Below are 24837 nucleotides of genomic sequence, written 5' to 3'. Positions count from 1 at the left end.
TCCCCTCAACCGTCCCGAGACTAGGGGCGGAGGCCTTAAGGGAGTCTTCGCGCCCGAGGGCTTGCGGCGCTGTGGCGCGGGCGCCGCGGCGGCTGTGCGCCGGGGCGAAGCGGACTATATCTGCGTCCATGCCGACCCTCACCGATGCGCCCCTAACCGGCGCGGCCCTGATCAAGGACGAGGTCCGCCGCCTGCCCGACAAGCCCGGCGTCTACCGGATGGCGGGCGAGGACGGGGAGGTGCTGTACGTCGGCAAGGCGCGCTCGCTGAAGAAGCGGGTGCTGCAGTACGCCCAGGGGCGCTTCCACACCCAGCGCATCGCCCTGATGGTCGACCTGACGCGGTCGATGGAGTTCATCACCACCCGCACCGAGACCGACGCGCTGCTGCTGGAGATCAACCTGATCAAGCAGCTCAAGCCGCGGTTCAACGTGCTGCTGCGCGACGACAAGAGCTTCCCGGAGATCGTCATCCGGCGCGAGCACCCGGCGCCGCAGCTGCGCAAGCACCGCGGCGCGCATTCGATCAAGGGCGACTACTTCGGGCCCTTCGCCAGCGCCTGGGCGGTGAACCGGACGCTGAACACCCTGCAGAAGGCCTTCCTGCTGCGGTCGTGCTCGGACAACGTCTACGAGAGCCGCACCCGGCCCTGCATGCTGCACCAGATCCGCCGCTGCTCGGCGCCCTGCACGGGGCTGGTGTCGCTGGAGGACTACGGCGCGCTGGTGGAGGAGGCCGAGGCCTTCCTGCGTGGCAAGAGCCGGGCGGTGATCGGCCGGATGGCCATGGAGATGCAGGCGGCCTCCGACGACCTGGAGTTCGAGCGGGCTGCGCGGCTGCGCGACCGCATCCGGGCGCTGTCCTCCGTGGCCCAGGAGCAGCAGGTCAATCCCGAAACGGTGGACGAGGCCGACGTCTTCGCCCTGCACGCCGAGGGCGGCCAGGCCTGCGTGCAGGTTTTCTTCTTCCGCGCGGGCCAGAACTGGGGCAACCGCGCCTACTTCCCCCGCGTCGACCGCCAGGACGAGGAGGCCGAAATCATGGCCGCCTTCCTCGGCCAGTTCTACGACGACAAGCCGATCCCGCGTCTGATCCTCGCCAACGTCGAGCCCGCGGACTGCGACCTGTTGGCCGACGCCTTCGCGCTGAAGGGCGGCCGCAAGGTGGAGATCTGCCGGCCGCAGCGCGGCGAGAAGCGGCAGCTGGTGGAGCAGGCGCTGATCAACGCCCGCGAGGCCCTGGGGCGGAAGATGGCCGAGAGCTCGGGGCAGGCCAAGCTGCTGGCCGGCGTCTGCGAGGCGTTCGGGCTGGAGGGCCAGCCGGAGCGGATCGAGGTGTACGACAACTCCCACATCAGCGGGACCAACGCGATCGGCGGCATGATCGTGGCCGGGCCGGAGGGTTTCCAGAAAAGCCAGTACCGCAAGTTCAACATCAGGAGCAGCGAGCTCACCCCCGGCGACGACTACGGCATGATGCGCGAGGTGCTGCGGCGGCGCTTCTCGCGCCTGGTGAAGGAGGAGGCGGCCGGCGAGCCGACCCCGCGGCCCGACCTGGTGCTGATCGACGGCGGGGCGGGCCAACTCGCCGCCGCCCAGGAGGTGATGGCCGACCTGGGCGTCGACGATATCGCGGTGGTCGGCGTCGCCAAGGGACCGGACCGGGACGCGGGCCTCGAGCGGTTCTTCATGGGCGACCGGCCGCCGTTCATGCTCGAGCCCAAGTCGCCGGTGCTCTACTACCTGCAGCGGCTGCGCGACGAGGCGCACCGCTTCGCCATCGGCGCCCACCGCACCCGCCGCGCCATGGACCTGAAGCGCAATCCGCTCGACGAGATCGAGGGGGTGGGGCCGGGGCGCAAGCGGGCCCTGCTGCACGCCTTCGGCTCGGCCCGCGGGGTCAGCCGCGCCTCGGTGGACGACCTCGCCAAGGTGGAGGGCGTCAGCGCGCCCCTGGCGCAGCGGATCTACGATTTCTTCCGCAAGACCTGAGGCGCGCACGGGAACGGCCGGTGGGCCTTGCGCTTTGCCCGTCAGGGGCCTCACCTTCGCCAGGCGGCCTTCGCGCGTCCCGCGAAGCGCCCTATGAAAGCATCCATGCAAGCGATCCCGAACCTCCTGACGTCCATGCGCCTGGTCCTGGCGCTGTTCATGTTCGTGGCGCTGGCGCTGGCTTCCGGGGGGGTGCCGCTGATGGCGGGCGAGCTGACGGCCGAGGCGCAGTTCGGCCTGCTGCGCTGGGCGGTCTATGCGTTCGTGGCGGCGTCGGTGACCGACTTCTTCGACGGCTGGCTGGCGCGCAAGCTGAACGCCACCAGCGTCTGGGGGGCGATCCTCGACCCGATCGGCGACAAGGTTCTGGTCTGTGGGGCGATCCTCGGGCTGATGGCGCTGGGGCCGCAGCCGATGGTGCTGCTGCCCGCCGGCCTGATGCTGTTCCGCGAGTTCACGGTCAGCGCGCTCAGAGAGGTCGGGGCGACCAAGGGCGTGACCTTGCCGGTCACCCGGCTCGCCAAGTGGAAGACCACCCTGCAGATGGTCGCGCTGACGCTGGAGCTGATCGTGGCGACCTGGGGCGCGTTCGGCCTGGACTACCAGGCCCTGCCCGACTTCGCCGCAGGGGCGCACGCCATCTTCTGGTTCGCCGCCGCGATCACCCTGGTGACGGGCGCCCAGTACTGGGAGCAGACCCGCAAGGCGCTGCGGGGGGCGTAGAGGCGTTTTTTCCTCTCCTGCCCCGATGAGGGCGGGGGCGGAAAACGGTCCTACGCCAACGCTACATACGCCCCCTTCCAGAAGTCCTTGTGCAGCATCGGCGGATCGGGCCCGTCGAACACCCGCTGGGTCAGCAGGATGGCCGTGAGGCCCTGAGCCGGGTCGTTGAAGAACGACGTGCCGAACCCGCCGTCCCAGCCGTAGGCGCCCGGCGCCGCCCAGCCCGGCTTGGGCTCCACCGTCACTCCCATGCCGTAGCCCCAGCCGCGGGCGGGGCCGAGGATGTCCTCGCCCCCCGCCCGCTGGGCCGGCGTCAGGTGGTCGGTTCGCATGGCCTTCAGGGACGCCTCGGAGAGCAAACGCTTCCCGCCCGCCGTCCGCCCGCTGGTCAGGAACCGGGCGAACGCCGCGTAATCGTCGGCCGTGGAGACCAGTCCGCTGTCCCCGGCGGGAAAGGCGGGCGGGCGACTGTACATGCCGGCGGGCGGATCGAACAGCGTCAGCTTGCCGTCCTGGGGCATGTAGCCGGTGGCCAGGCGGCTCACCTTCCCGGGTGGCGCGAAGAAGCCGCTGTCCGTCATGCCCAGCGGGCCCAGGATCCGGTCCTGGAAGAAGGCGGGCAGGGCCTGGCCGGACGCCCGGGCGACCAGCACGCCCTGGACGTTCGACCCGACGGTGTAGAGCCACCGCTCGCCGGGCTGGGCCATCAGCGGCAGGGCGCTCAAGCGCGCCATCCAGGCGTCGAAGGTGAGCGGCGAGTCCGGATTGGGCATGCCGAACCCGGGCAGGTCCTCCACCGCTTTGAGGATCGGGAAGGGCTGGTCGCTGAACACGATCCCCCATCCCAGCCTGAAGGTCAGCAGGTCCTCGACGGTGATCGGCCGGACGGCCGGGACGGTCTCGTCCAGCGGCCCGTCGATCCGCTTCAGCACCCGGCGGCTCGCCAGCTCCGGCAACAGCCGGTCCACCGGCTCGTCCAGCCGCAGCTTGCCCTCCTCGACCAGCATCATCACCGCCGTGGCCGTGATCGGCTTGGTCATCGAGGCCAGGCGGAACATCGTGTCGCGCCGCACGGGATCCTTGCCGTCCAGCGCCTTGGCGCCCAGCGCAAAGGCGTGGGTCTCGCCGCCCCGGCTCACTAGCGCGACCAGTCCGGGGGCGGAGCCGCGGGCCACATGGTCCTTCAATGTGGTTTCCAGCCTCGCGAGGCCCTGGTCGGTAAATCCCTTCATCGTTCCTCCCGTGGCCGGGCCGCAACCCAGTCCGCCCAGGGCCGCGGCGGCCAGCAAGGTGCGGCGGTTCAGCACTGTCCGTTCGATCATCATCGGCTCCGTGTCGCCGTCCTAGGACGAACGAACCGACCATGTCCCGACATCGGCCGTCAGGAAATCGAAACCGGCGGGCTTCCGCGTTGCGGCGGCGGCTCGGGCGCCTCGACCACTGTCGGGTCCGTCGGGCCGAACAGCAGCCACTCGGTGTCGCGCTCCCGCGGCTGATCCAGCCGCATCAACTCCACGAGCCTCGATCCGCCCACTGTCTGCAACATCATCGCCGCGGCTCCCGCGTCAGGAATGATATTGAGAATGACTCGCAATTATGGGGTTGGCAATGGGCTATGGTCCTCCCCCCTGGGGGAGGAGGACCGGGAAGCGGCGGAGGGGGCCGCCGCCGCCGCGGACTCGAAGACTCGCCCCTCAGTCGCCTTCGGCGACAGCTCCCCCAGCGGGGGAGCACTAGGTCATGTCACGACATCGGCGGCGCGGGGGGCGGCGGTTCGGGGAGGGGGATGAATTCCTGGTCGTCGGCGTCGGGCAGCTTCATGCGCCCGGCGCGCCAGTCGGCCTTGGCCTGCTCGATCCGCGCTTTCGTGGAGGCCACGAAGTTCCACTCGATGAACCGCTCGCCCACCGGCTCGCCGCCCAGCACCATGACGATGGCGGGCTCGGTCGCGGTCACCACCACCGGCTGGCCGGCGGTGAGGATCAGCATCTGGCCGTAGCCGAAGGCGCGGCCGTCCACCTCCACGGACCCTTGCGCCACATAGGCCGCGCGCTGGGAATATTCCGCCGGGATCTGGGCCCTTGCGCCCGCCGCCAGCGACCAGTGGGCGTAGACCAGGGGCGAGTAGGTCTTCACCGGCGACCTGGCGCCGAAGCCCTCGCCGGCGATCAGACGGGCCCTCAGCCCGTCCGCCTCATAGGTCGGCAGGCTCTCCGCGGCGTGGTGGAAGAAGGCGGGATCGGTCTCCTCGGCCTCGACGGGCAGGGCGACCCAGGCCTGGATGCCGTTCATCCGGCCGCCGTGGGCCCGCAGGGCTTCGAACCGCTCGGAATGGGTGATCCCGCGCCCGGCGGTCATCCAGTTCACCTCGCCCGGCCGGATCGGCTGGGTGACGCCGGTGGAGTCCCGGTGGGTGATCTCGCCGTCGAACAGATAGCTCAGCGTCGAAAGCCCGATGTGCGGGTGCGGCCGGACGTCGACGCTCCTCGGGAAGCCGGCGGTGAACTCGGCCGGGCCCATGTGGTCGAAGAAGATGAACGGCCCGACCATCCGCCCGCCTTTGTAGGGCAGCACGCGGCCCACCTCGAAGCCGCCCAGGTCCCGGCGGCGCTGCTCGATGACGAGGTCGATCATCGCGGACTCCTCATGGCTCGGCGGGCGTCAGCCCTGCGACGTCACATAGGGGCTGATCAGCGCCAGCGGCGCCGCCGTGGTGTTTTTCACCGAGCGGATGACGATGCGGCTCTCGATGTTGGAGACCAGGCCCAGCGACAGGATCTTCTCCCGCAGGAAGTCGTCGAAGGCGTGCATGTCGCGGGTGACGATGCGCAGTTCGTAGTCCGCCGCGCCGGTGACGGTGGCGCATTGCACCACCTCCGCCAGCTTGCCGATGGCGCTTTCGAAGGCGTCGAGGTTGTCCCTGGTGGGCAGCGAGAGCTTGACCGTGCAATAGACCTCGAAGCCCAGGCCCAGGCGCTCGCGATCGAGGATGGTGACCCGGCGCAGGATCACGCCGGACTCCTCCAGCCGCTTGATGCGCCGCCAGCAGGGGCTGGAAGACAGGCCGACCCGGTCGGCGATCTCGGCGACGGACAGGCCCGCGTCATGCTGGATGATGTCGAGGATCCTGGCGTCGATCGCGTCGAGAACCTCGGACAAGATTTCCTCCTGCATTCGGCCGTTTGCGGCCTCTTTCTTGCCTCATAACGGCATGGTGAGGGCACGCCTTTGGCAAGCAATTGCAGCGTACTTATATGATCTTGCGAGGACCGGGGGAGACGGAAAAGGAAGCAAATTGCGATGCGGCACGCCGATGTGACGCTGGACGACAAATTCTTGCTCACCGAAGGTCGGGTTTTCATCACCGGCGTCCAGGCGCTGATCCGCATCCTGCTGGATCAGCACCGGCTTGACGCGGCGGCCGGACTGAAGACCGCCGGCTTCGTCTCGGGCTACCGCGGCTCGCCCCTGGGCGGGCTCGACCAGCAGGCGCATCGGGCGCAGAAATTCCTCGACACGGCCAATGTGGTCTTCAAGGAAGGCCTGAACGAGGACCTGGGCGCGACTGCGGTCTGGGGCAGCCAGCAGGCCAACCTCTTCCCGCACGCCCGGTACGACGGCGTGTTCGGCATGTGGTACGGCAAGGCGCCCGGCGTCGACCGCACCGGCGACGTCTTCAAGCACGCCAACTTCGCCGGCGTCTGGCCCAGGGGCGGGGTGCTGGCGGTGGCCGGCGACGACCACACCTGCAAGTCCTCCACCCTGCCCTCGCAGTCGGAGTTCGCCTTCCAGGACTTCGAGATGCCGGTGCTGTCGCCGGCCGACGTGCAGGAGGTGCTGGACTACGGCCTGCTGGGCTATGCGCTGTCGCGGTTCTCCGGCCTGTGGGTGGGGCTGATCGCGCTGGCCGACACCATGGATTCCGGCGCGACCATCGACGTGGGGTTGTCGCGGCGGCAGTTCGTGACGCCTGCCAACTTCGCCTTTCCGCCCGGCGGCGTCGGCATCCGGTTGAAGGACCAGCCGCTGGACAAGGAGCGCAGGCTGCGCACCCTGAAGCTGCCCGCCGCCCTGGCCTTCGCGCGGGCCAACCGCATTGATCGGGTGGTGCTGGCGCCGTCGCGACCCCGGCTGGGCGTCGTCTGCCAGGGCCAGGCCTACAAGGACGTGATCGAGGCCTTCGCCGCCATGGGCGTCTCGCTGGAGGAGGCCGCGTCCCTGGGCGTGGCGATCTACAAGGTGGGCATGCCCTGGCCGCTGGAGCCCACGGGCCTGCGCGCCTTCGCCGCCGGGCTCGAGACCCTGATGGTGGTGGAGCACAAGCGGCCGCTGATCGAGGCCCAGGCCCGCGCCGCCCTCTACGACCTGCCGGCCCACGCCCGGCCGAAGATCATCGGCAAGACCGACGAGGCCGGCCATCCGCTGCTGTCCCAACTGGGCGCGTTGTCGGTGGCCGAGGTGGCCCTGGCCATCTCCGACCGCCTGCTGCCGGGGCCGCATATGGAGCGCGTGCATGACTACCTCTCCCGCGTCTCGGCGGCCAGCATGGCGGCGGTGACCCTCGCCGCCGACCAGCAGCGCAAGCCGTTCTTCTGCTCCGGCTGCCCGCACAACACCTCGACCCGGCTGCCGGAGGGCTCGCGCGCCCTGGCCGGCATCGGCTGCCACTACATGGCCAGCTTCTCCGACCCCAACACCGACCTGACCAGCCAGATGGGCGGCGAGGGCCTGAGCTGGGTGGGCGCCGCCCCCTTCACCGAGGACAAGCACGTCTTCGTCAACCTGGGCGACGGCACCTACAACCACTCCGGCTCGCTGGCGATCCGCGCCTCGGCGGCGGCCGGCAGCCACGTCACCTATAAGCTGCTGTTCAACGACGCGGTGGCCATGACCGGCGGCCAGGCGCCGGAGAGCGGCTTCACGCCGGCCCAGATCACCCGCCAGCTCGCCGCCGAAGGCGTGGCCCGGACGGTGATCGTCGCCGAGCAGCCGGAGCGCTACGAGGGCGTGGCCGACCTGGCGCCGGGCGTCGAGGTGAAGCCGCGCAGCGAGCTGCTGGCGGTGCAGCGCAGCCTGCGGGACACCCCGGGCGTCACCGTGCTGCTCTACGATCAGGTCTGCGCCAACGAGAAGCGCCGCCGCCGCAAGCGCGGCAAGATGGACGCCGCGCCGCGCCGGGTGATGATCAACCCGCTGGTCTGCGAGGGCTGCGGCGACTGCTCCAGGGCGTCGAACTGCGTGTCGGTGGAGCCGCTGAACACCGAGTTCGGACGCAAGCGCAAGATCAACCAGTCCACCTGCAACCAGGACTATTCCTGCGTCGATGGCTTCTGCCCGTCGTTCATCACCCTGGAAGGCGCGCAGAACGCCCACCGGGCGGCCATGCCGGCGCTGACCGCGGACTCGACGCCCCTGCCGGAGTTTCAGCCCATCGAAGGCGTGCGCAACATCGTCTTCACCGGCATCGGCGGCACGGGGGTGACCACCGTGGCCTCGATCCTGGCGATGGCGGCGCACATCGACGGCCGCGCCGCCTCGGTGGTGGACATGACCGGCCTGGCCCAGAAGGGCGGGGCGGTGTTCAGCCACGTGCGCATCGGGGCGACCGAGGAGTCGGTGGTGGGCGGGCGCGTGCCGGCGGCCAGCGCCGACGTGCTGATCGCCTGCGACCTGCTCTCGGCGGCCGGCGCCGACGCCCTGGCGCTCTACGCCAGGGACCGCACGGTCGCCTGCGGCAACGCCGACTTCGCGCCCACCGCCGATTTCGTCACCGACCGCGACGTGCGCTTCGACGGGACGGAGATGGCGCGCCGGATCAAGGCGGCGACCAGGTCCTACGACGAATGCCCGGCGCACCACCTGGCGGAGACCCGGCTGGGTGACGCCATCTACGCCAACATGGTGATGCTGGGCTTCGCCTGGCAGCAGGGCCTGGCCCCGGTCTCCAGCCGGGCGCTCTACCGGGCCATCCGCCTGAACGGTGTGGACGCCGAGCCCAACCTGCAGGCCTTCGAGCTCGGCCGCCGCGTCGCCTTCGCCCCGGACGAGCGCGGCCCCCTGGAAAACGCCGGCCCGACCCCGGAGACCCTGCCGCTGGACGAGCTGATCGCCCACCGCGCACGGGAACTCGCCGCTTACCAGGACGAGGCCTACGCCGCCCGCTACCGCAAACAGGTGGAGGCGGTCGCCAAGGCGCCGCTGGGCTCCGACGCGGTCACCCGCGCCGTGGCGGTCAACCTCTACAAGCTGATGGCCTACAAGGACGAGTACGAGGTGGCCCGTCTGTATACGGACGGCCGCTTCGCGTCCTACCGCGGCGAAACCTTCAAGGGCGGCAAGGCCAAGGTCTGGCTGGCCCCGCCGATCCTGGCCCCCAAGGACGCGCAGGGCCGCCCGCGCAAGCTGGCCTTCGGCGGCTGGATGCTGAACCTGGCCTTCCCGGTCCTCGCCAGGCTGAAGCGCCTGCGCGGCACGCCCCTCGACCCCTTCGGCCGCAGCGAAGAACGCCGCACCGAACGCTTGCTGATCGCTGAGTACGAGGCGGGACTGGCGAAGCTGCTGGCCGGCCTGACGCCCGAGCGCCTGCCCCTGGCGGTGAAGATCGCATCCATCCCCGACCAGATCCGCGGCTTCGGCCACGTGAAGGCGGCGTCGCGGGCGCCGGCCAAGGCGGAGGCGGCGAAGCTGTGGGCGCAGTGGGAGACGACGACGGTGGAGGCGCGAGAGCCGGAGATCGCGTAAGCGGCGCGTCTCAATAGGTTTCGGTGAGCGTCACGGTTTTCGAAAAGTCGCCGGCGCGGGCGTGCTGAGCGCGAACGAAGATGTAGAGCCGGCCGCCGTCGCCCCAGTTCATCCTCAGCGCGGGGTCGGAGTCGATCTGCAGCAGCAGACGCCAGGACTTCGACGCACGCTCGATCGCGGGCGGAACCTCCGCCTGCGGGTCGTATTTCAATCCGCGCGCTAGGTGCTCGCATGCCAGGCGCATGTTTGTGCCCTGGATCTCGCCGGGATAGCCGCCGATCCGGTGCTGAAGCTCGTCGCCGAACGGTTCGTTCGACAGGTCGGCGAGAGCGTCGAGCGCCTGGTCGCCGATATCGAGTTCAACGACGTCCATGCCCAGCCAGTCCAGGCTGGGCATGGAGGAGAGCGGCAGGAAGCCGACCCGGCGGTCCGGAAACCGCATCTTCGCCGCCAGGCCGGCCGGCGGCGCTCGCGGTGGTCCCGGCGGGTCGGGGCTGTGGAGGATCTGCACCGTGTCCCCAAAGCCCAAACGTTGATCGTCGTAGAAGGCATAGAGCCGCCCCGCTTCCGGTAGCCAATCGAGGCCGCGGCTGGCTGCTGCTTCCGCAAGGTCGATCTGGGCCAAAAAGGCGCGAGGCGCCCTTTCACCTGTTGGCCACGCCATGTGATGCGGAAGCTCGGGATCGCCACCCAGTTTGCAAAAGCCAGGGTCTTTCGTCGGAGTAAGTAGAAGCGTCGGTCGCGCCAGGCGCTTCATACGCCCTCTGATCTGACCAGCCAGCAGGCTGGGTTCATTCGGCTGAGGACCCTGTCTATCTCTTGCTCTTGCCAGAAGAGCATGAATTAGAGCGATGGTAAAAACAGCAAATAATGCTGTCAGTATCAGTCCGGGACCGCTCAACCGAGAACCTCAGATTCTTGCTTGGGGAATTAATGTAAGTGGATCACTTCTCGGTCTGAGAATCGGTGACGGTTATGCTGCGGTTAAGTGCGAGTTTCTGCGCGGATTTCGCCCAGGGCGGAGTCCCTGTCCAATAGCGGTCCCAGGGGGAGAACTGGGGAGATCCGTTGTATGAGCCGTGTATGCGGCCATGGGTTTCTGCATCGAGGCCGGTGATGTTCCAGGGTTGGTTCTTGATTTTATCAGGGACGGCCTTTCCGATGCCCCCTCTCGGTATGATGGCATGGTGACCGTGCACGCCCTTCTCGATCATCCCACGGTTCGCCATCCACCGGCGGGTTGCACGCCAAGTGTTGGATCCGCTCAGCTTCATTCCGCCTTTGATGATCCCCTTGCCCGCGGTTTTGACTAGCGCGGCCCCGGGCGCCAGATCAGAAGCTGCGAGAAGTCCGTTTATAGCCGCTCCCGCGATATCGCCTTCCTTGGCGTCCGCAATCGCTTCGCGCGCCGATCCCCAGACAGGAATGAGCGATTCTCCAAGGCCAGGGTGGGTGCTCCAGTAATCTGGCTTCGGTAGTGCTTCGTGGGCGTCATGTTTCGAATTCAACGCGCGTTGTTTTCGAACCATCGCCTCGTAGGCGGCAGCATCCGGATCAGGAACGGAGCGCGGTTGGCCCCCGCGCGCATAAGAGCCGCTCAAATTGATTCTCCACAATCAGGCTAGGCTGCAGCGCCCGTTGGACGCCCTCACATAGAACCACAGCAAAGCTTCGTCGTCAAGAACATAACATGAACATATGGCCGGCGGCGCGAGCTTCCATGAACCGCGGTTTCCAATGTCCGCCGCCTACGCTAACCCACCCCTATGCCCGATTTCGATTTCGACGCCGTCGTGGTGGGGGCCGGCGCCGTCGGCCTCGCCTGCGGCTACGCCCTGGCCCGGCGCGGCCTGACCGCCGCCATCCTGGAGCGCGACGCCGCCATCGGCCAGGAGGTCTCCTCGCGCAATTCCGAGGTGATCCACGGCGGCCTCTACTATCCGACCGGCTCGCTGAGGGCGCGGCTGTGCGTGGCGGGGCGCCGGGCGCTCTATCCGTTCCTCGACGCCCACCACGTGGCCTACGACCGCTGCGGCAAGCTGGTGGTGGCCACCAACCCCGATGAGGTCGAGCATGTGGAGGCGATCTTCGCCCAGGCGCAGGCCAACGGCGTCGAGGGCATGGCGCGGCTCTCCAGGGCCGAGGCCCTGGCCATGGAGCCGGAGCTGCAGGTGGAGATGGCGCTGTGGTCGCCGCAGAGCGGGGTGCTGGACAGCCACGGCTACATGCTGGCCCTGCAGGGCGAGATCGAGGCGGCGGGCGGCGCCGTGGTGGTCTCCACGCCCTTCGAGGGCGCCGAGCCGCGGGCCGGCGAGGGGTTCGAGGTGCGGGCCGGCGGGGGGGAGCCCACGTCGCTGACCTGCCGGCTGCTGGTCACCGCGCCTGGCCTGCAGGCCCAGGGCGTGGCGGCGCAGATCGCCGGCTTCCCCAATGCCGCCATCCCGCCGGCCCACTTCGGCAAGGGGGTCTATTTCCGCCTGCAGGGAAAAGCGCCGTTCCGGCGGCTGATCTATCCGCCGCCGATCCATGGGGCGCTGGGCACCCACTACCGGCGCGACCTGGGCGGGCAAGCGGTGTTCGGGCCCGACCTGACCTATGTCGACGCCCCCGACTACAGCGTCGACGCCAGCGCGGCGGACGGCTTCTACCGTTACATCCGCAAGTTCTGGCCGGGCTTGCCGGACGGCGCCCTGGCCCCCGACTACGCCGGCGTGCGGCCGAAGCTGCACGGCCCCGACGAGCCGCAACCGGACTTCCGCATCGACGGTCCCCGGACGCACGGGATCGCCGGCCTCGTGACCCTGTTCGGCATCGAAAGCCCGGGGCTCACCTCGTCCCTGGCGATCGGCGATGAGGTCGCGGGGCTGCTGGGCCTGTAATTCAGGCCAGCACCTTGCCGGGGTTGAGGATGTTGTTCGGGTCGAGCGCCGCCTTCAGGGTGCGCATCAGGGCCACCTCCTCCGGCCCGCGGGACCAGCCGAGGTAGTCGCGCTTCTCCAGGCCGATGCCGTGCTCGGCGGAAACCGAGCCGCCGCGGCTGCGCAGGGCCCCGTAGACGATCTGCTCCACCGCCCGCTTGGTCGGCTTGTCGCGGGCCCCGACGCCGGCCACCAGGTGCAGGTTGCCGTCGCCCAGGTGGCCGAACACGGTGAGCGTCGCCGTTTGCGGCCACTTCGCAAGCAGGGCGGCGCGCACCTCGGCCACATAGGCCTCCATGTCGGCGACGCCCAGGCTGACGTCGAAGGTGAAGATCGGCCAGTTGCGGGCGGTCTGGCCGATGTCGTCGCGCAGCTCCCACATGGCGTTGCGCTCGGCCTGCGACTTGGCGATGGCGGCGTCGGAGATCAGGCCCGCCTCCAGCGCCTGCATCAGCACCGCCTCGAAGCGGGCGCTGTCGGCCCGCTGGTCGGCGCCCTGGGCCTCGACCAGCACGTAGTAGGGGTGGCGCCCGGCCAGCGGCGGGCGGCCGAGCGCCGGCGCGGCGGTGACGAGGTCGTGGAACTCCTTCCACATCACCTCGAAGGCGGAGAGGCCGCCGGCCAGGCCGCGCTCCATGTGGCGCAGCAGCCGGGGCAGTTTGTCGAAGGACTCGACGCCCAGGAAGGCCGTGTCCTGGCTGGTAGGCAGGGGCTTCAGGCGCAGGACCGCGCGCGTGACGACGCCCAGGGTGCCCTCCGAGCCGATGAACAGCTGCTTGAGGTCGTAGCCGGCGTTGTTCTTGATCAGGTGGTTCATCGACGAGATCACCGTCCCGTCCGCCAGCACCGCCTCCAGCCCCAGCACCAGGTCACGGGTCATGCCGTAGCGGATCACCCGGTTGCCGCCGGCGTTGGTGGAGATCACGCCGCCCAGGGTGGCCGAGCCGCGGGCGCCCAGGTCTAGCGGCAGCAGCAGGGCCTGCGCCTCCGCCGCCTCCGCCGCGGTCTGCAGGATGCAGCCGGCTTCGGCGGTCAGGGTGCAGCCGGCCGGGTCGACCGCCTCGATGGCCGCCATGCGCTCCAGGGAGAGCGCGATGGCGCCATCCGCGAAACCGCCGTGCACCAGGCCGGTCTTGCCGCCCCAGGCGGTGACCGGGACGCCGGCCGCGTTGCACAGCTTCAGCGCGGCGGAGACCTGGGCGGTGGTGGACGGTCGGATCAGGGCGATGGGGGTTCCCATGCGGCTCCAGCTGGAGACCGCGCGCTCCTGGGCCGCCTCGCCGGTCAGCACGCCGCCTTCGGGCAGGGCGGCGGCGAGCGCCTGGATCAAGGCGTCGATCGGGACCTGGCTCATCCGATCACCGCCTCGATCAGCCGAGGGCCGCGGCCCTCCATAGCGTCGGCGAACTGGGCGTCGAAGGCCTCGATGGTGTCGGCGCGGCTGGCCTCGATACCAAACCCCTGGGCGAGGCTGACCCAATCGAGGTCGGGATCGCGCAGCTCCAGCATGGCCCTGGCCTTGGGGCCGGGGGTGTTCACGCCGACGCGGCCCAGCTCGACATTGAGGATCTTGTAGGAGCGGTTGGCGAAGACGACGGTGGTCACGTCGAGCCGCTCGCGGCCCATGGTCCACAGCGCCTGGGGCGTATAGAGGCCGCTGCCGTCGCCGGTGATGCAGACCACCTTGCGGTCCGGGCAGGCTGTGGCAGCCCCGGCCGCCACCGGCAGGCCCTGGCCGATGGAGCCGCCGGTCAGCGCCAGGTGCACATGCGGCCGGCCGCTCGCCGCGGCGATCAGGGTGGGGGCGGAGGAGGTGGCGGCGTCGTCGGAGAGCACCGCGCCTTCCGGCAGATGCCGGGCGATGGACAGGCCGATGGTGTGGGCGTTGAACTTGCCCGAGGGCGCGCCCGGCAGCTCCAGGCTCGCGCGGCGCACGGGGTGCTGCGGCGCCTTCACCGCCTCGGCCAGCGCCGCCAGCGCCGCGGGGCCGTCCTCGTGGTCGTGGGCGAGGTAGCAGAGGCTGCAGCTCTCCGGCAGGCACCAGCTGGGCTTGCCGGGATAGGCGAAGAAGGCGGTGGGGGGCTTGGCGCCCACCAGCACCAGGGTGTCGAGGTCTTTGAGGAACTCGACGATCGCTTCGGCGAAATAGGGGATGCGCTCGACCTCGACCACGCCCGCGCCCCGCTCGAGCCGGGGGGCGAAGGTGTCGCAGAACAGGCGGCAGCCGCTGGCCGCGGCGATGCGGCCGGCATCCTCCAGCGCCTCGCGGGTCAGGGCTGCGCCGCGCATCAGGATTCCCGCCCGGGCGCCGGCCTTCAGCGCCTGGGCGGCGCGGTCGACCGCCGCGGCGGGCGGCGGCGGCGGCGGCGCGACCGGCAGCGGCGCGGCCGGCCCCTCGGCGTCCAGCCAGGCGGTGTCGGCGGGAAGGATCAGCGTGGCGATCTGGCCCGGCGCGGCGCGGGCCGCCTGCACCGCGCGGGCCGCGTCGGCGGCGACGGTGCGGGGGCTCAGGCTGGCGTGCACCCAGGCCGAGACGGGTCGGGCGAACCCCGCCACGTCGGAGGCCAGCGGCGGGTCGTACTGGGCGTGGTAGGTGGCGTGGTCGCCCACCACGTTGACGATGGGCGAGGCGGCCCGGCGGGCGTTGTGCAGGTTGGCCAGGCCGTTGGCCAGGCCGGGGCCCAGGTGCAGCAGCGTCGCCGCGGGACGGCCGGTCATCCGTGCGTAGCCGTCGGCGGCCCCGGTCACCACGCCCTCGAACAGGCCCAGCACCGCGCGGATACCCTCGACCTTGTCCAGGGCCCCCACGAAGTGCATTTCCGAGGTGCCGGGGTTGGCGAAGCAGGTGTCGATCCCCGAGGCGACCAGCGTCCGGACCAGGCTCTCCGCGCCGTTCATGCCGCCCATCCTCTCGTTCAACTCAATTGATATGCCTCTATATCCGCCCGCCGCGGAACTCCTAGCTCCGGTGCGGCGGCGGCTGCGGCGGCTCGGGCAGCTTGCAGAGGCCGTCCTTGCGCGAGGCGACCAGGATGGTGGCGCTGGCGTTGATGTTCGGCTTGCCGCGCTGGTTCGTGCCCGTGACGTCCAGTTCGATCAGCGGGCCCAGCACCGGGTCGACGCGGGCGTCGGTGACGTTGGCGGTGAGCCAGGTGACGTCGCCCATGTAGTTGAAGTTCCGGAACTCGTAGCGGATCCGGTAGATCCAGGCGTCGTCGCCGGCGAAGTTGTGCAGGTAGTGGCTGACCATGGTCTGGCGCAGCGCGCCGATGTCGTAGATGTCGGGCAGGCCCACCTCGCGGGCGAGGTCGGCGTCCCAGTGGACCCGCTGCACCGCGTCCCAGGCGTTGTGCTTGTCCTTGGTGTAGAAGCCGCGCAGGTTCTTGCGGTTCTCATAGGACAGCCGATAGGGCCAGAGGCCGTAGATCAGCCAGCCCGCGCCCATGTGGAAGTTGATCAGGTCGGTGATCGTCAGCGGGCCCTTGACCATCTTCGGCATCGGCTGGCCGACCTTGACGTCCTCGATGTAGAGGGTGTCGGCGCCGCGGACGAATTCGGCGTCGTATGCCGCCTCGATCTCCGCCATCTGCTCGTCGGTGTAGAAGGCCGGCTCGTGCGGCTCCTTCTGCTTCGCCGGCTCGCCTTCCTGCCGCTTGCGGCGCTCGGCGTGCACGAACCACTCGACCCCATCGGAGTAGACCGCGTCGTCGTCGTCCCACAGGGCCAGGCCGTTGGTGACGATGGCGGAGCGGCCCGCGAACTCGGACTCCTTGGCCTCCACCTTGTCGACCCACTTGGTCCGGTAGAGCTTCACGCCCTCGGTGATCGGCTTGTAGTAGAAGTTCTCGCCGCCCGAGTAGAACAGCTGCACCCCGCGCAGCGCCTTGTTGGTGTCCTTCAGCTCCGCCGGCGCCTCCTTGGCGCGCGGGATGCCCATGGACTTCTCGAAGCCGGTGGGCGCGATGGTCTGGCCCCAGCGGGTCCTGGCCGCGTAGTCGCAGTCGATGAAGAAGGGGTTGTCGTCGCCCATGCACAGCGACCAGCGGCGGATGGCGTCGGCGGTGGCGATCTCGTTCCAGGCGCCGCCGTGGATGCCGGCGCGCAGGGTCGGGTTCGGATAGCCGATCCGACGGCGCATCAGGTCCAGCGACTCGTCGGTGATCTGGCCGCGGATCAGGCCTTCGGTGGACATGGGACCTTCGCCCTCTCGGAAGAAATCGAAACAGTAAGCTCTTTAGGCGACGCCGGGGCCGGCGTCTAGGAACGCGCGGCGACCCAGGCCTGGCGGGAGAGCACGGTGTTGACCGCCTCCATGTCGAACACCTCCTCCAGGCGCCCGCTCTCGGCGGCGTTCAGGCTGCGCTTCATGTAGCCGTAGGTGGCGGCCGAGCCGGCGGCGAGGCGCCGGGCGACCTCCATGGTCTTCTCCGCCAGCTGACCGTCCGGGTGGACGGCTGAGACGATGCCGGCCGCCAGCGCGTCGGCCGCCTCGATCTTCTCGTTGAGGAAGTAGAGCTCGCGGGCCCTGGCGGTCCCCAGGATGCGGGTCCAGAACCAGCTGCCGCCGTAGTCGCCGGAGATGCCGGCCTTGGCGAAGGCGGTGGTGAAGCGGGCGGACTGGCCCGCGAAGCGCAGGTCGCAGGCGCCGGCCAGGCTCATCCCCGCCCCGGCGCACGGGCCGTTGACCATGGCGATGGTGGGCTTGGGCATCTCGTGCAGCAGGCGCGCGGCCTCCATCGACCGGCGCAACCAGGCGATCCGGGCCTCCAGCGTCTGCGGCGGCCGTCTGGGGGTTTCGGGCTTCGGCGTTTCGGCCTTGGCGGCCACGGCGTCGGCGCGGGCCTTGGAGGCGGCCTTCATGTCGCCGCCGGCGCAGAAGGCGCGGCCGGCGCCGGTCAGCACCACGCAGCCCACCTCGCCGTTGTGGGCGGCGCGCTGCACGGCCTCGTTCAGCCGGCGCATCAGGGCGGTGTTCAGCGCATTGAGGTCGTGGGGACGATTGAGGGTGAGCGTCAGGACCCCGTCCTCGAGGCTCTCGAGGAGCTCCGTGCTGTCGGCGCTGTCGGTCATCCGAACTCCCCGTCCGTCAGCCGGAATTTCTGCAGCTTGCCGGTGGCCGTGCGCGGCAGCGCGTCGACGAACACCACCTCCCGCGGGACCTTGTAGTTGGCCATGTTCTCGCGGCACCAGGCGATCAGCCCCGCGTGGTCGATCGGCGGGCCGGCGGGATCGCGCACCACGAAGGCCTTGCCCACCTCGCCCATCCGCTCGTCGGGCATGCCCACTACGGCGACCTCGGCTACCGAGGGGTGACCCTGGACGATCTGCTCGATCTCGGCGGGATAGCAGTTGAAGCCGCCGATGATGAAGATGTCCTTCTTACGCCCGGTGATCCGCAGGTAGCCTTTGGCGTCGACGGTTCCCAGGTCGCCGGTGTGCAGCCAGCCGTCGGCGTCGATCACCTCGGCGGTGGCGGCGGGGTCCTGGTAGTAGCCCTGCATGACGTTGTAGCCGCGGACGACGATCTCGCCCTCCTCGCCGATCGGCAGCAGCCGGCCCGCTTCGTCCATGCAGCGCATCTCGACGTCGGGCACCGCCTTGCCGGGCGAGCTGACGACGATCTCCGGCGGGTCGTCGGCGGCGGTCATGGTCACCGTGCCGCAGGACTCCGTCAGGCCGTAGCCGGTGAACACCTTCTGCAGGCCGAGGTCGTCGCGCATGGCTTCGATCAGCGCCGGCGCCACCATGGTGGCCCCCGTCACCGTCAGGCGCAGCAGGTCGCGGAAGACGCCGCTGCGGCCCTCCGGCGAGGCGAGCAGGGCCTGGAAGAGGGTTGGCGGGCCCGGCAGGACGGTGATCTTCTCGCGGACCACGCGGGCGATCAGCCGGTCGACCTCCAGCGTCGGCTCCGGATAGAGCGTCGAGCCGGCCAGGATGCTGGCGAGCCAGCCGGCCTTGTAGCCGGCGCAGTGGAAGAACGGCCAGATCAGCAGGAAGCGGTCCTCGTCGCAGAGCGTCGTGGCGCCGATCCAGGCCAGGCCGACCTTCACGTTCTGGCCGTGGTTGGCCACCACGCCCTTGGGCGCGCCGGTGGTGCCCGAGGTGAACATGATGTCGGCGATGTCGTCGGGACCGAGGGCCGCCAGCCGACGCTCGACCTCGGCGACGCTGGCCGGGTCGGCGGCGCCCCAGGCCAGGAACGACTCCCATTCGGCGTCGGGCGCCTCGGCGGTGGGAACGGAGATCTTCCGTTCGAGGGTGGGCGTATCCAGGCTGTCCAGCATCGCGCCGTACTCGACGCCCAGGAAGCGGCTGGCGTGGATCAGGAACTTCGCGCCGCTCTTGTTGACGGCGTACTGCGCCTCGCCGCCCTTGAAGCGGGTGTTGAGCGGCACGGTGACGCCGCCCGCCGCCTGGACGCCCAGGCAGGCCAGCACCCAGTCCAGGCTGTTGTGCGCCCAGACCGCCGCCCGGTCGCCGGGCTTGAGCCCCGCCCGCACCAGGGCGGCGGCGGCGCGGCGCATCTCGGCGGCCAGTTCCCGGTAGCTGACCTGCCTGTCCTCGTCGACCACCGCGAGGTGGTCGCCGCGCCAGGCGGCGGCGCGGTCCACCGCCTGCGGAATCGTCCGGGCGCCCACGGTCTCGGGCAGCCAGGCGGGCGGCAGGTGGTTCATGGTCTCAGACATATTGCAGTCGCGCGGTGGCCGAGCCGCGCACCGACCAGAGGCCGTAGTCCATCACCGGCTCGGCGGCGGCGCCGATCAAGGCCATGTCGTCGTCCTGCAGGACCACGTCGGTGGCCTTGACGTTGTCGGCGACCTGTTCGGCGTTGCGCGCGCCGAACAGCACGCTGGTCACCGCCTTGTGGCTGAGCAGCCAGGCCAGCGCCGTCTGCGCCACGCTGGCCTCGCGGCGCGCGGCCACGGTGCGCAGGGCGTCGACCACGTCGAACACCTGGTCCCGGTTCAGCACCGGCGGCGTGTTTCCGCCCGTGCGGCTGACGCCGGCGTCGCCGCCTTCGCGATTGAACTTGCCGCTGAGCAGGCCGCCCACCAGGCCGCCCCAGACCAGGACGCCGACCCCCTGGTCGAGCGCCATGGGCACGACCTCGCGCTCCAGGCCGCGGGTGGCCGCCGACCAATTGGCCTCGATCACCTCGAACCGCTCCAGGCCTTCGCGCGCGGAGACCTGCAAACCCTTCATCACCTGCCAGGCGGCGAAGTTGGAGCAGCCGATGTGGCGGACCTTCCCCGCCCGCACCAGGCCGTCCAGCGTCCTGAGCGTCTCCTCGAGCGGCGTCGCCGGATCGAAATAGTGGACCATGTAGAGGTCGACGTAATCGGTGGCGAGCCGCTTCAGGCTGGCGTCCAGGGCGCGGATCATATGCCCCCGCGATGCGCCCGTGCCGTTCACGCCCGGCGCCATCCGGCCGCCGACCTTGGTGGCGATCACCACGTCCGCGCGGTCGACGCCCACGTTGCGGATCGCGCGGCCGACGCACTCCTCCGACTGGCCGGCGGCGTACATGTCCGCGGTGTCGATGAAGTTGATGCCGCCCTCGACGGCCTTGGCCACGACGGCGTCCACCGCCGGCTGCTCCAGGGCGCCCAGGCTCTTCCATACCGGGCCATCGCCGCCGAAGGTGTTGGTGCCGAGGCACAGCTCCGACACCAGCATGCCGGTGCGGCCCACTCGTCTGTAGCGCATGGTCTCAAGCCTCCGTTCGCGCGCGTTTGGGGGGGGGACCGTCGGACGGCGCCCCCGCGAAGCACTGCGCCAGTTCCATCCAGCGGCGGGCGCCCGGGCCGGTGACCCGCAGCGCGGTGTCGTCCACGTGCCGGCGCTGGGTCACCACCAGGGCGAAATCCGCCGCGGGGCCCTCGACGGCCTCGGCCCCGCCCTCGTTCCAGCGCCACAGGCCGCCCGAGGGCGCGGTCAGGGTCACCGTCGGCGCCTCCGGCGTGTCGAGCTTGCGGTTGTGGAACGTCCAGCCCTGGGTGCGCACCCCGATCTCGCAGATGTTGCGGACCCGGTCGGACGGGACCCGCTCGACTCCGAACAGGTCGTAGATGTCCTGGCCGTGGGCCCAGACCTCCATCTGCCGCGCGGAGGCGGCGGAACGCAGGCTCATGTCCGGCCCGAACCACTTCATGCGGCCCTTGGGGTCGGCGGCGGCGAACACCTGGGCCAGGCGACGGTAGGTCTCGCGCCAGGCTTCCAGCAGCGTGTCGCGGGTCAGCGCCCGGTAGCGCTCGCGCATGTAGTCGCTGAGCTCACCGCCGGCGGCCTGGCAGCGGCGGATGTCGGCCACCTCGGCGAGGAAATCGGCCTCCTGCTCGATGGCCTTCAGCGTCGTCAGGTCGAGGAAGTAAAGGTGCATCACCTCGTCGCGCACGGTCCAGCCGTAGAAATCAGTGCGCCGGGCGAAGTCGGCCTCGCCGTACCGGGACACGAAGGCGTCCAGCGCTTCGCACTCTGCCAGGAAATCCACGCCCAGCATGGTCTAGGCGCCCGGATGGGGCGCGGGCGGCAGGCGCGCAGGGGCGCGGATCATCTCGGCGGACGGGGTCATTCAGCAGTCTTGATTGAGTTGCCGGAACAGATCGTTCCGGATGGCGCCGGTGTCAATCCCGGGGCTGGTCCCCTCTCCCGCCGATTCCGGCGAGGAGGGGGGAGGGCGGTCACTTCGCCCCATGCCGCAGGGTGGCGTGGGAGTCCTCGGAACCGTCGACCGGGCGGTTGTAGCGCTCGACGATCCGCCAGCCGTCGGGCGTGCGCGTCAGGGTCCAGCGGTTGGCCGAGGCCCGCCAGACGTACCAGCCCTTGTGGCTGCGCAGCATGACGAAGGAATAGCCGACGGCCTCGGCCGTATCGCCGGTGACGGTGATCCGCGGCGTCGCCGTCAGGTGCGCCGAACCCCTGAAGATCAGCTCCCTGTGGCCCTGCGAGTCGTAGAGGGCGGCGATGGCGTCATGGCCCTCGGCCCGGCGCATGCCGCCCACGTCGTAGACGCCGTCCTCGGTCCAGAGCGCCGCGCCCTCGCGGCTGGAGCCGGAGTCCACCGCCGGCCCGTAGGTGGACAGCAGGCGGATGATCGCCAGCTGGTCCTCCGCCGCCTGCAGCCGCGCTTCCAACGCATCGAGCCGGTCTTCGATCGCCATCGCGAGCCTCCCTTGTTTTGTGATTTGGTATACGTCTTTCGCGCCCTCCGGCCAGCCGGAAGCGGCCCTCAGCCGAGCGGGCGCAGCCTGAACTTCCGCTGCAGGCGCACCGGCGCGTAGGAGCGCTTGGCCTGGCGGAAGCCCGCGTGGCCCAGGTCCTGCTCGAAGTTGATCAGGGCGTACTGCGGATAGCGGCGGGCGAACTGCCGGAACAGGAAGGGGAACACCCCGTCCAGGCTGCGCAGCCCCTTGGCGAAGTGGATGGCCGCCATGTCGGGCGCCACCTCGCTGGCCAGCACGAAGCCGCCCGGCGCGCCCTGGGCCAGCACCAGCAGGCCGAACAGGCCCAGGGCCTCGCGTAGCTCCAGCGCCTCGCGGCAGGCGGCGTAGTCGGTGGCGGCCCAGGGCTTGGCCACGTCGGCCAGCCACCGGTCCAGCACGCCGGCGGCCATCGCCGTCTCCGCAGCCGATGCGATCGGGATGACGGCCGGCGCGGCCGCGGCCTCGAAGCGGTCGGCCTGCCGGCGCCGCGACTTCAGGCCGTCCAGGGCGCCCATCCGCGCCGCGTCGTAGACATAGTCGGAGTCCGCCTCGTTCCAGCTGGCGGCGTAGCGGTCGGCCAGCGCCGCGGCGCGGTGTTCCGGGACCGGATAGAGCCGTCGGCCGTCCCCCAGGAGCGCGCGCACCTCGCCCGCGTCGGCGGCGGCGAGGTCGAACAGCGGGATCACGATCGCCTCGCCGTCGTAGGCGGCGCCCGTGACATGCGGCAGGCCGGGCGTTTCCACCAGGCGGTAGGCGTGCACCTCGCGGAACAGGTAGAGGTTGGGGAAGGTGCTCTCGGAAAGCGGCGTGGCCCAGGCGCGCATCGCCGCGTTCACCCGCCCGCGGTCGTCGAGCGTCAGCGCCCGGCCGGCGCGTGAGGTCATGGCCGGGCTCAGGCGCCTGCGCGGCTCGCCGCGGCCTTGCGCTCTTTCGCCGGACGCCGCGCCGTGGTCCCGTCGCCCTCGGGCGGCGCGCCGGCCAGATGCAAGAAGGCGGAGCCGCCGGACTGGGCGCCCAGGTCCTCCAGGAGCCACTCCGAAGCGTTCATGGCGCAGCGCTTGGCGGCCACCACCGCCAGCTCCGCATCACCCTCGATCAGCGCCTCGGCCAGGCGGTTGCGCTTCTCGCGGTACTCGCTCACCCGGTGCGGCCGGTTGATGTAGAGGTCCTCGTTGCGGCCCAGCATGCCGGAGAAGTCGTAGAGGATGAGCAGGAACAGCGAGATCACCTTGTTGCCGCTCATGTCGCCCAGGATGCGGCCGAACTCCCGCTCGCTGCGCAGGAAGTCCCGGTAGCGCATCTGCGCGTCCGGCGTGGCGCGCTCGCCGGCGAGGAACTGGCGCATCTCGTCGCGCGCCGCCTCGTTGTCGCCGGCGGCGGCCAGCTTGGCCAGTTCGATGCGGATCGGCTCGACGGCGCGGATCACCTCGCTCACCCGGGTCTGGCGGGTGCGCAGGTAGACCGCGGCCATGTGCGCCACGGCGCGGCTGTCGGGCCGGCTGGCGAAATAGCCGCCGCCGACGCCGCGCTTCACCCGCAGCAGGTTCTCCTGGCACACCAGGGCGGCGGCCTGGCGCAGGGTGGGCCGGCTGACGCGATAGCGGCGGATCAGGTCCTCCTCCGCCCCGAGCAGATCGCCGTCCTCCCGGTCGATGGCGTCGCGGCGCAGGGCGTCGGCCGCCCCATATACCGCCGAAAGCCGGCGCGGCGCGGTCTCCGCCTTCGCCGTGCGCGCCGGCCCGGCGGTCCGACCGCCCGATGTCTTCGCCTTCATGCGGGATTCTCGATGAGCCACTCCTTGGGGAGTATAGGCGGCGACCGGACCGTGTCGATGCCTCGCCGGCGCCCGCTGCGGCGATTGCTGCATCTCAATGGCCCGCCGCGCGCCGGGCGGGAAGGCGGCCGGCGGCGGCGGCCTCCGGGGCCCCGTGGCGATTGCGGCTCCTTGACCCGGCGGCCCGCTTCGCCTTTTTACGCTCGAATAAGAAACCGGCGCCCCAAAGGCGTCGCTTGAAGGACCCCGCAGGCGGGGGCGCGCGCATGGCAGGTGAAGTCAGCCTCTATACCCCCGAGGACGAGGCCTTTCGCAAGGAGGTCCGCGCCTTCATCGCCGCCAACATCCCGCAGGACGTGGCCCGGCGGAACCAGCGGGGCTACCACCCGACCCGCGACGACGTGGTGCTGTGGACCAGGGCGCTGCACGCCAGGGGCTGGTCGGCGCCCAATTGGCCGGTGGAGTACGGCGGCCCCGGCTGGAGCATCCGCCAACGGCACATTTTCGAGGAGGAGAGCTTCCGGATGGGCGCGCCGGAGATCTCGCCCCAGGGCCATACCCTGGTGGGGCCGGTGATCTACGCATTCGCCTCCCAGGCCATGAAGGACCGCTTCCTCCCGAAGATCCGCAGCGGCGAGCACCTGTGGGCCCAGGGCTTCTCCGAGCCCAACGCCGGCTCCGACCTGGCGTCCCTGCGCACCCGGGCGGTGCGCGACGGCGACCACTACGTCGTCAACGGCCAGAAGATCTGGACCTCGGAGGCCCACAGCGCCGACTGGTTGTTCCTGCTGGTGCGGACCAACACCGAGGTGAAGCCGCAGGCCGGCATCTCCTTCCTGCTGGTCGACCTCAAGACCCCCGGAATCACGGTCCGGCCGATCCTCACCATCGACGAGGCGCACACGCTGAACGAGGTGTTCCTGGAGGACGTCCGCGTCCCGGCCGAGAACCTGGTGGGCGAGGAGAACGCCGGCTGGACCTACGCCAAGCACCTGCTGGGCGCCGAGCGCTCGTTCTCCGCGAACGTACCGCGCTGCAAGGTGGGGCTGGAGCGGCTGCGGGCGATCGCCGGCGCCGCGCGGCTGCGCGGCAGGCCGCTGATCGAGGACCCGGGCTTCGCGGCCCGCGTGGCCCAGCTGGAGATCGAGTTCCTGGCGCACGAGACCACGGTCTGGCGGGTGCTGGTGGAGGAGGAGAGCGGCATGACCTCCGCCGTGCCGACCTCGTCGATCCTGAAGGTCAGGGGCGGCGAGCTGCTGCAGCAGGTGGAGCAGCTGATGGTCGAGGCGCTGGGCGACGACGCCGTGCCGGTCTATCCCGAGGCGGACTACATGGGCGAGATGCCCAACGACGCGCCGGGCCCGGACTTCGCGCCGGGCGTCGTCTCGGAATTCATGTACCGCCGGGCGATCACCATCTACGGCGGCTCCAACGAGATCCAGCGCAACATCATCGCCGACATGCTGCTGCGGGCCTGAGGATGCAAT

Annotated in this window: 21 protein-coding genes; 5 read left to right on the top strand and 16 right to left on the bottom strand. The window is 70.4% G+C overall.

Annotated elements, in window-relative coordinates:
- Positions 1 to 128: 128 nt before the first annotated feature.
- Complete coding sequence (uvrC, locus tag VGL30_RS14415) at positions 129 to 1991, top strand: excinuclease ABC subunit UvrC (RefSeq protein ID WP_331540705.1); 1863 nt, start codon at positions 129 to 131, stop codon at positions 1989 to 1991.
- A 105-nt stretch (positions 1992 to 2096) separates the two neighbouring features.
- Entirely contained in the window at positions 2097 to 2714 is a 618-nt protein-coding gene (gene pgsA, locus VGL30_RS14410; RefSeq protein WP_331540704.1) for a CDP-diacylglycerol--glycerol-3-phosphate 3-phosphatidyltransferase, read from the top strand.
- Between the two features lie 50 nt (positions 2715 to 2764).
- Here pgsA and VGL30_RS14405 read toward each other — a convergent pair whose 3' ends face one another.
- The 4 genes from VGL30_RS14405 to VGL30_RS14390 all read right to left on the bottom strand — a co-directional run bounded on the left by VGL30_RS14405 (position 2765) and on the right by VGL30_RS14390 (position 5873).
- The gene (locus VGL30_RS14405) at positions 2765 to 4036 is read right to left on the bottom strand and encodes a serine hydrolase domain-containing protein (RefSeq protein WP_331540703.1); all 1272 of its coding nucleotides are present in this window, start codon (positions 4034 to 4036) and stop codon (positions 2765 to 2767) included.
- 59 nt (positions 4037 to 4095) lie between these two features.
- Positions 4096 to 4263, bottom strand: a complete 168-nt coding sequence (locus VGL30_RS14400; protein ID WP_331540702.1) for a hypothetical protein — start codon at positions 4261 to 4263, stop codon at positions 4096 to 4098.
- A gap of 194 nt (positions 4264 to 4457) precedes the next feature.
- Positions 4458 to 5348, bottom strand: a complete 891-nt coding sequence (locus VGL30_RS14395; protein ID WP_331540701.1) for a pirin family protein — start codon at positions 5346 to 5348, stop codon at positions 4458 to 4460.
- A gap of 27 nt (positions 5349 to 5375) precedes the next feature.
- The gene (locus VGL30_RS14390) at positions 5376 to 5873 is read right to left on the bottom strand and encodes an Lrp/AsnC family transcriptional regulator (RefSeq protein ID WP_331540700.1); all 498 of its coding nucleotides are present in this window, start codon (positions 5871 to 5873) and stop codon (positions 5376 to 5378) included.
- A 141-nt stretch (positions 5874 to 6014) separates the two neighbouring features.
- Here VGL30_RS14390 and VGL30_RS14385 point away from each other — a divergent pair, with 141 nt between their 5' ends.
- The gene (locus VGL30_RS14385) at positions 6015 to 9455 is read left to right on the top strand and encodes an indolepyruvate ferredoxin oxidoreductase family protein (RefSeq protein ID WP_331540699.1); all 3441 of its coding nucleotides are present in this window, start codon (positions 6015 to 6017) and stop codon (positions 9453 to 9455) included.
- Positions 9456 to 9465: 10 nt separating this feature from the next.
- On the opposite strand, the gene VGL30_RS14380 is transcribed toward VGL30_RS14385, so the two are convergent.
- Together VGL30_RS14380 and VGL30_RS14375 are read right to left on the bottom strand one after the other, a co-directional pair.
- Complete coding sequence (locus VGL30_RS14380) at positions 9466 to 10212, bottom strand: YwqG family protein (RefSeq protein WP_331540698.1); 747 nt, start codon at positions 10210 to 10212, stop codon at positions 9466 to 9468.
- Positions 10213 to 10399: 187 nt separating this feature from the next.
- Positions 10400 to 11056: a hypothetical protein gene (locus tag VGL30_RS14375; protein WP_331540697.1), complete on the bottom strand. Its 657-nt coding sequence runs from the start codon at positions 11054 to 11056 to the stop codon at positions 10400 to 10402.
- Between the two features lie 165 nt (positions 11057 to 11221).
- Between VGL30_RS14375 and VGL30_RS14370 the strand changes: the two genes are divergently transcribed.
- On the top strand, positions 11222 to 12334 hold the full coding sequence (locus VGL30_RS14370; protein ID WP_331540696.1) for an NAD(P)/FAD-dependent oxidoreductase: 1113 nt from the start codon (positions 11222 to 11224) through the stop codon (positions 12332 to 12334).
- A 1-nt stretch (position 12335) separates the two neighbouring features.
- Here VGL30_RS14370 and VGL30_RS14365 read toward each other — a convergent pair whose 3' ends face one another.
- The 10 genes from VGL30_RS14365 to VGL30_RS14320 form a co-directional block, all read right to left on the bottom strand.
- Positions 12336 to 13727 (bottom strand): FAD-binding oxidoreductase, encoded by a 1392-nt coding sequence (locus VGL30_RS14365; RefSeq protein ID WP_331540695.1) that lies wholly within the window; start codon positions 13725 to 13727, stop codon positions 12336 to 12338.
- Positions 13724 to 15292: an acetolactate synthase large subunit gene (locus tag VGL30_RS14360; protein WP_331540694.1), complete on the bottom strand. Its 1569-nt coding sequence runs from the start codon at positions 15290 to 15292 to the stop codon at positions 13724 to 13726. The genes VGL30_RS14365 and VGL30_RS14360 overlap by 4 nt, the downstream gene beginning before the upstream one ends.
- 40 nt (positions 15293 to 15332) lie before the next feature.
- Positions 15333 to 16565 (bottom strand): FAS1-like dehydratase domain-containing protein, encoded by a 1233-nt coding sequence (locus VGL30_RS14355; protein WP_331540693.1) that lies wholly within the window; start codon positions 16563 to 16565, stop codon positions 15333 to 15335.
- Positions 16566 to 16630: 65 nt separating this feature from the next.
- Positions 16631 to 17443, bottom strand: coding sequence for an enoyl-CoA hydratase-related protein (locus VGL30_RS14350; protein ID WP_331540692.1), 813 nt, complete (start codon positions 17441 to 17443; stop codon positions 16631 to 16633).
- Positions 17440 to 19047, bottom strand: coding sequence for an AMP-binding protein (locus VGL30_RS14345; protein WP_331540691.1), 1608 nt, complete (start codon positions 19045 to 19047; stop codon positions 17440 to 17442). The genes VGL30_RS14350 and VGL30_RS14345 overlap by 4 nt, the downstream gene beginning before the upstream one ends.
- A gap of 4 nt (positions 19048 to 19051) precedes the next feature.
- On the bottom strand, positions 19052 to 20080 hold the full coding sequence (locus VGL30_RS14340) for an aldo/keto reductase (protein WP_331540690.1): 1029 nt from the start codon (positions 20078 to 20080) through the stop codon (positions 19052 to 19054).
- Positions 20081 to 20084: 4 nt separating this feature from the next.
- Complete coding sequence (locus VGL30_RS14335) at positions 20085 to 20864, bottom strand: TIGR03084 family metal-binding protein (protein ID WP_331540689.1); 780 nt, start codon at positions 20862 to 20864, stop codon at positions 20085 to 20087.
- Positions 20865 to 21054: 190 nt separating this feature from the next.
- A complete protein-coding gene (locus tag VGL30_RS14330) occupies positions 21055 to 21534 on the bottom strand; it encodes a nuclear transport factor 2 family protein (protein WP_331540688.1) in 480 nt (159 codons plus the stop codon).
- Positions 21535 to 21602: 68 nt separating this feature from the next.
- Positions 21603 to 22460 (bottom strand): phosphatidylglycerol lysyltransferase domain-containing protein, encoded by an 858-nt coding sequence (locus VGL30_RS14325; RefSeq protein ID WP_331540687.1) that lies wholly within the window; start codon positions 22458 to 22460, stop codon positions 21603 to 21605.
- 8 nt (positions 22461 to 22468) lie between these two features.
- Positions 22469 to 23350: a FadR/GntR family transcriptional regulator gene (locus tag VGL30_RS14320; RefSeq protein ID WP_331540686.1), complete on the bottom strand. Its 882-nt coding sequence runs from the start codon at positions 23348 to 23350 to the stop codon at positions 22469 to 22471.
- A 266-nt stretch (positions 23351 to 23616) separates the two neighbouring features.
- On the opposite strand from VGL30_RS14320, the gene VGL30_RS14315 reads away from it, so the two are divergent.
- Positions 23617 to 24828, top strand: coding sequence for an acyl-CoA dehydrogenase family protein (locus tag VGL30_RS14315; RefSeq protein ID WP_331540685.1), 1212 nt, complete (start codon positions 23617 to 23619; stop codon positions 24826 to 24828).
- The last annotated feature ends 9 nt before the right edge of the window (positions 24829 to 24837 follow it).

Source organism: Phenylobacterium sp. (genome assembly GCF_036502675.1).
GTDB lineage: Bacteria > Pseudomonadota > Alphaproteobacteria > Caulobacterales > Caulobacteraceae > Phenylobacterium.
This window is presented reverse-complemented; position numbering and strand designations above follow the sequence as displayed.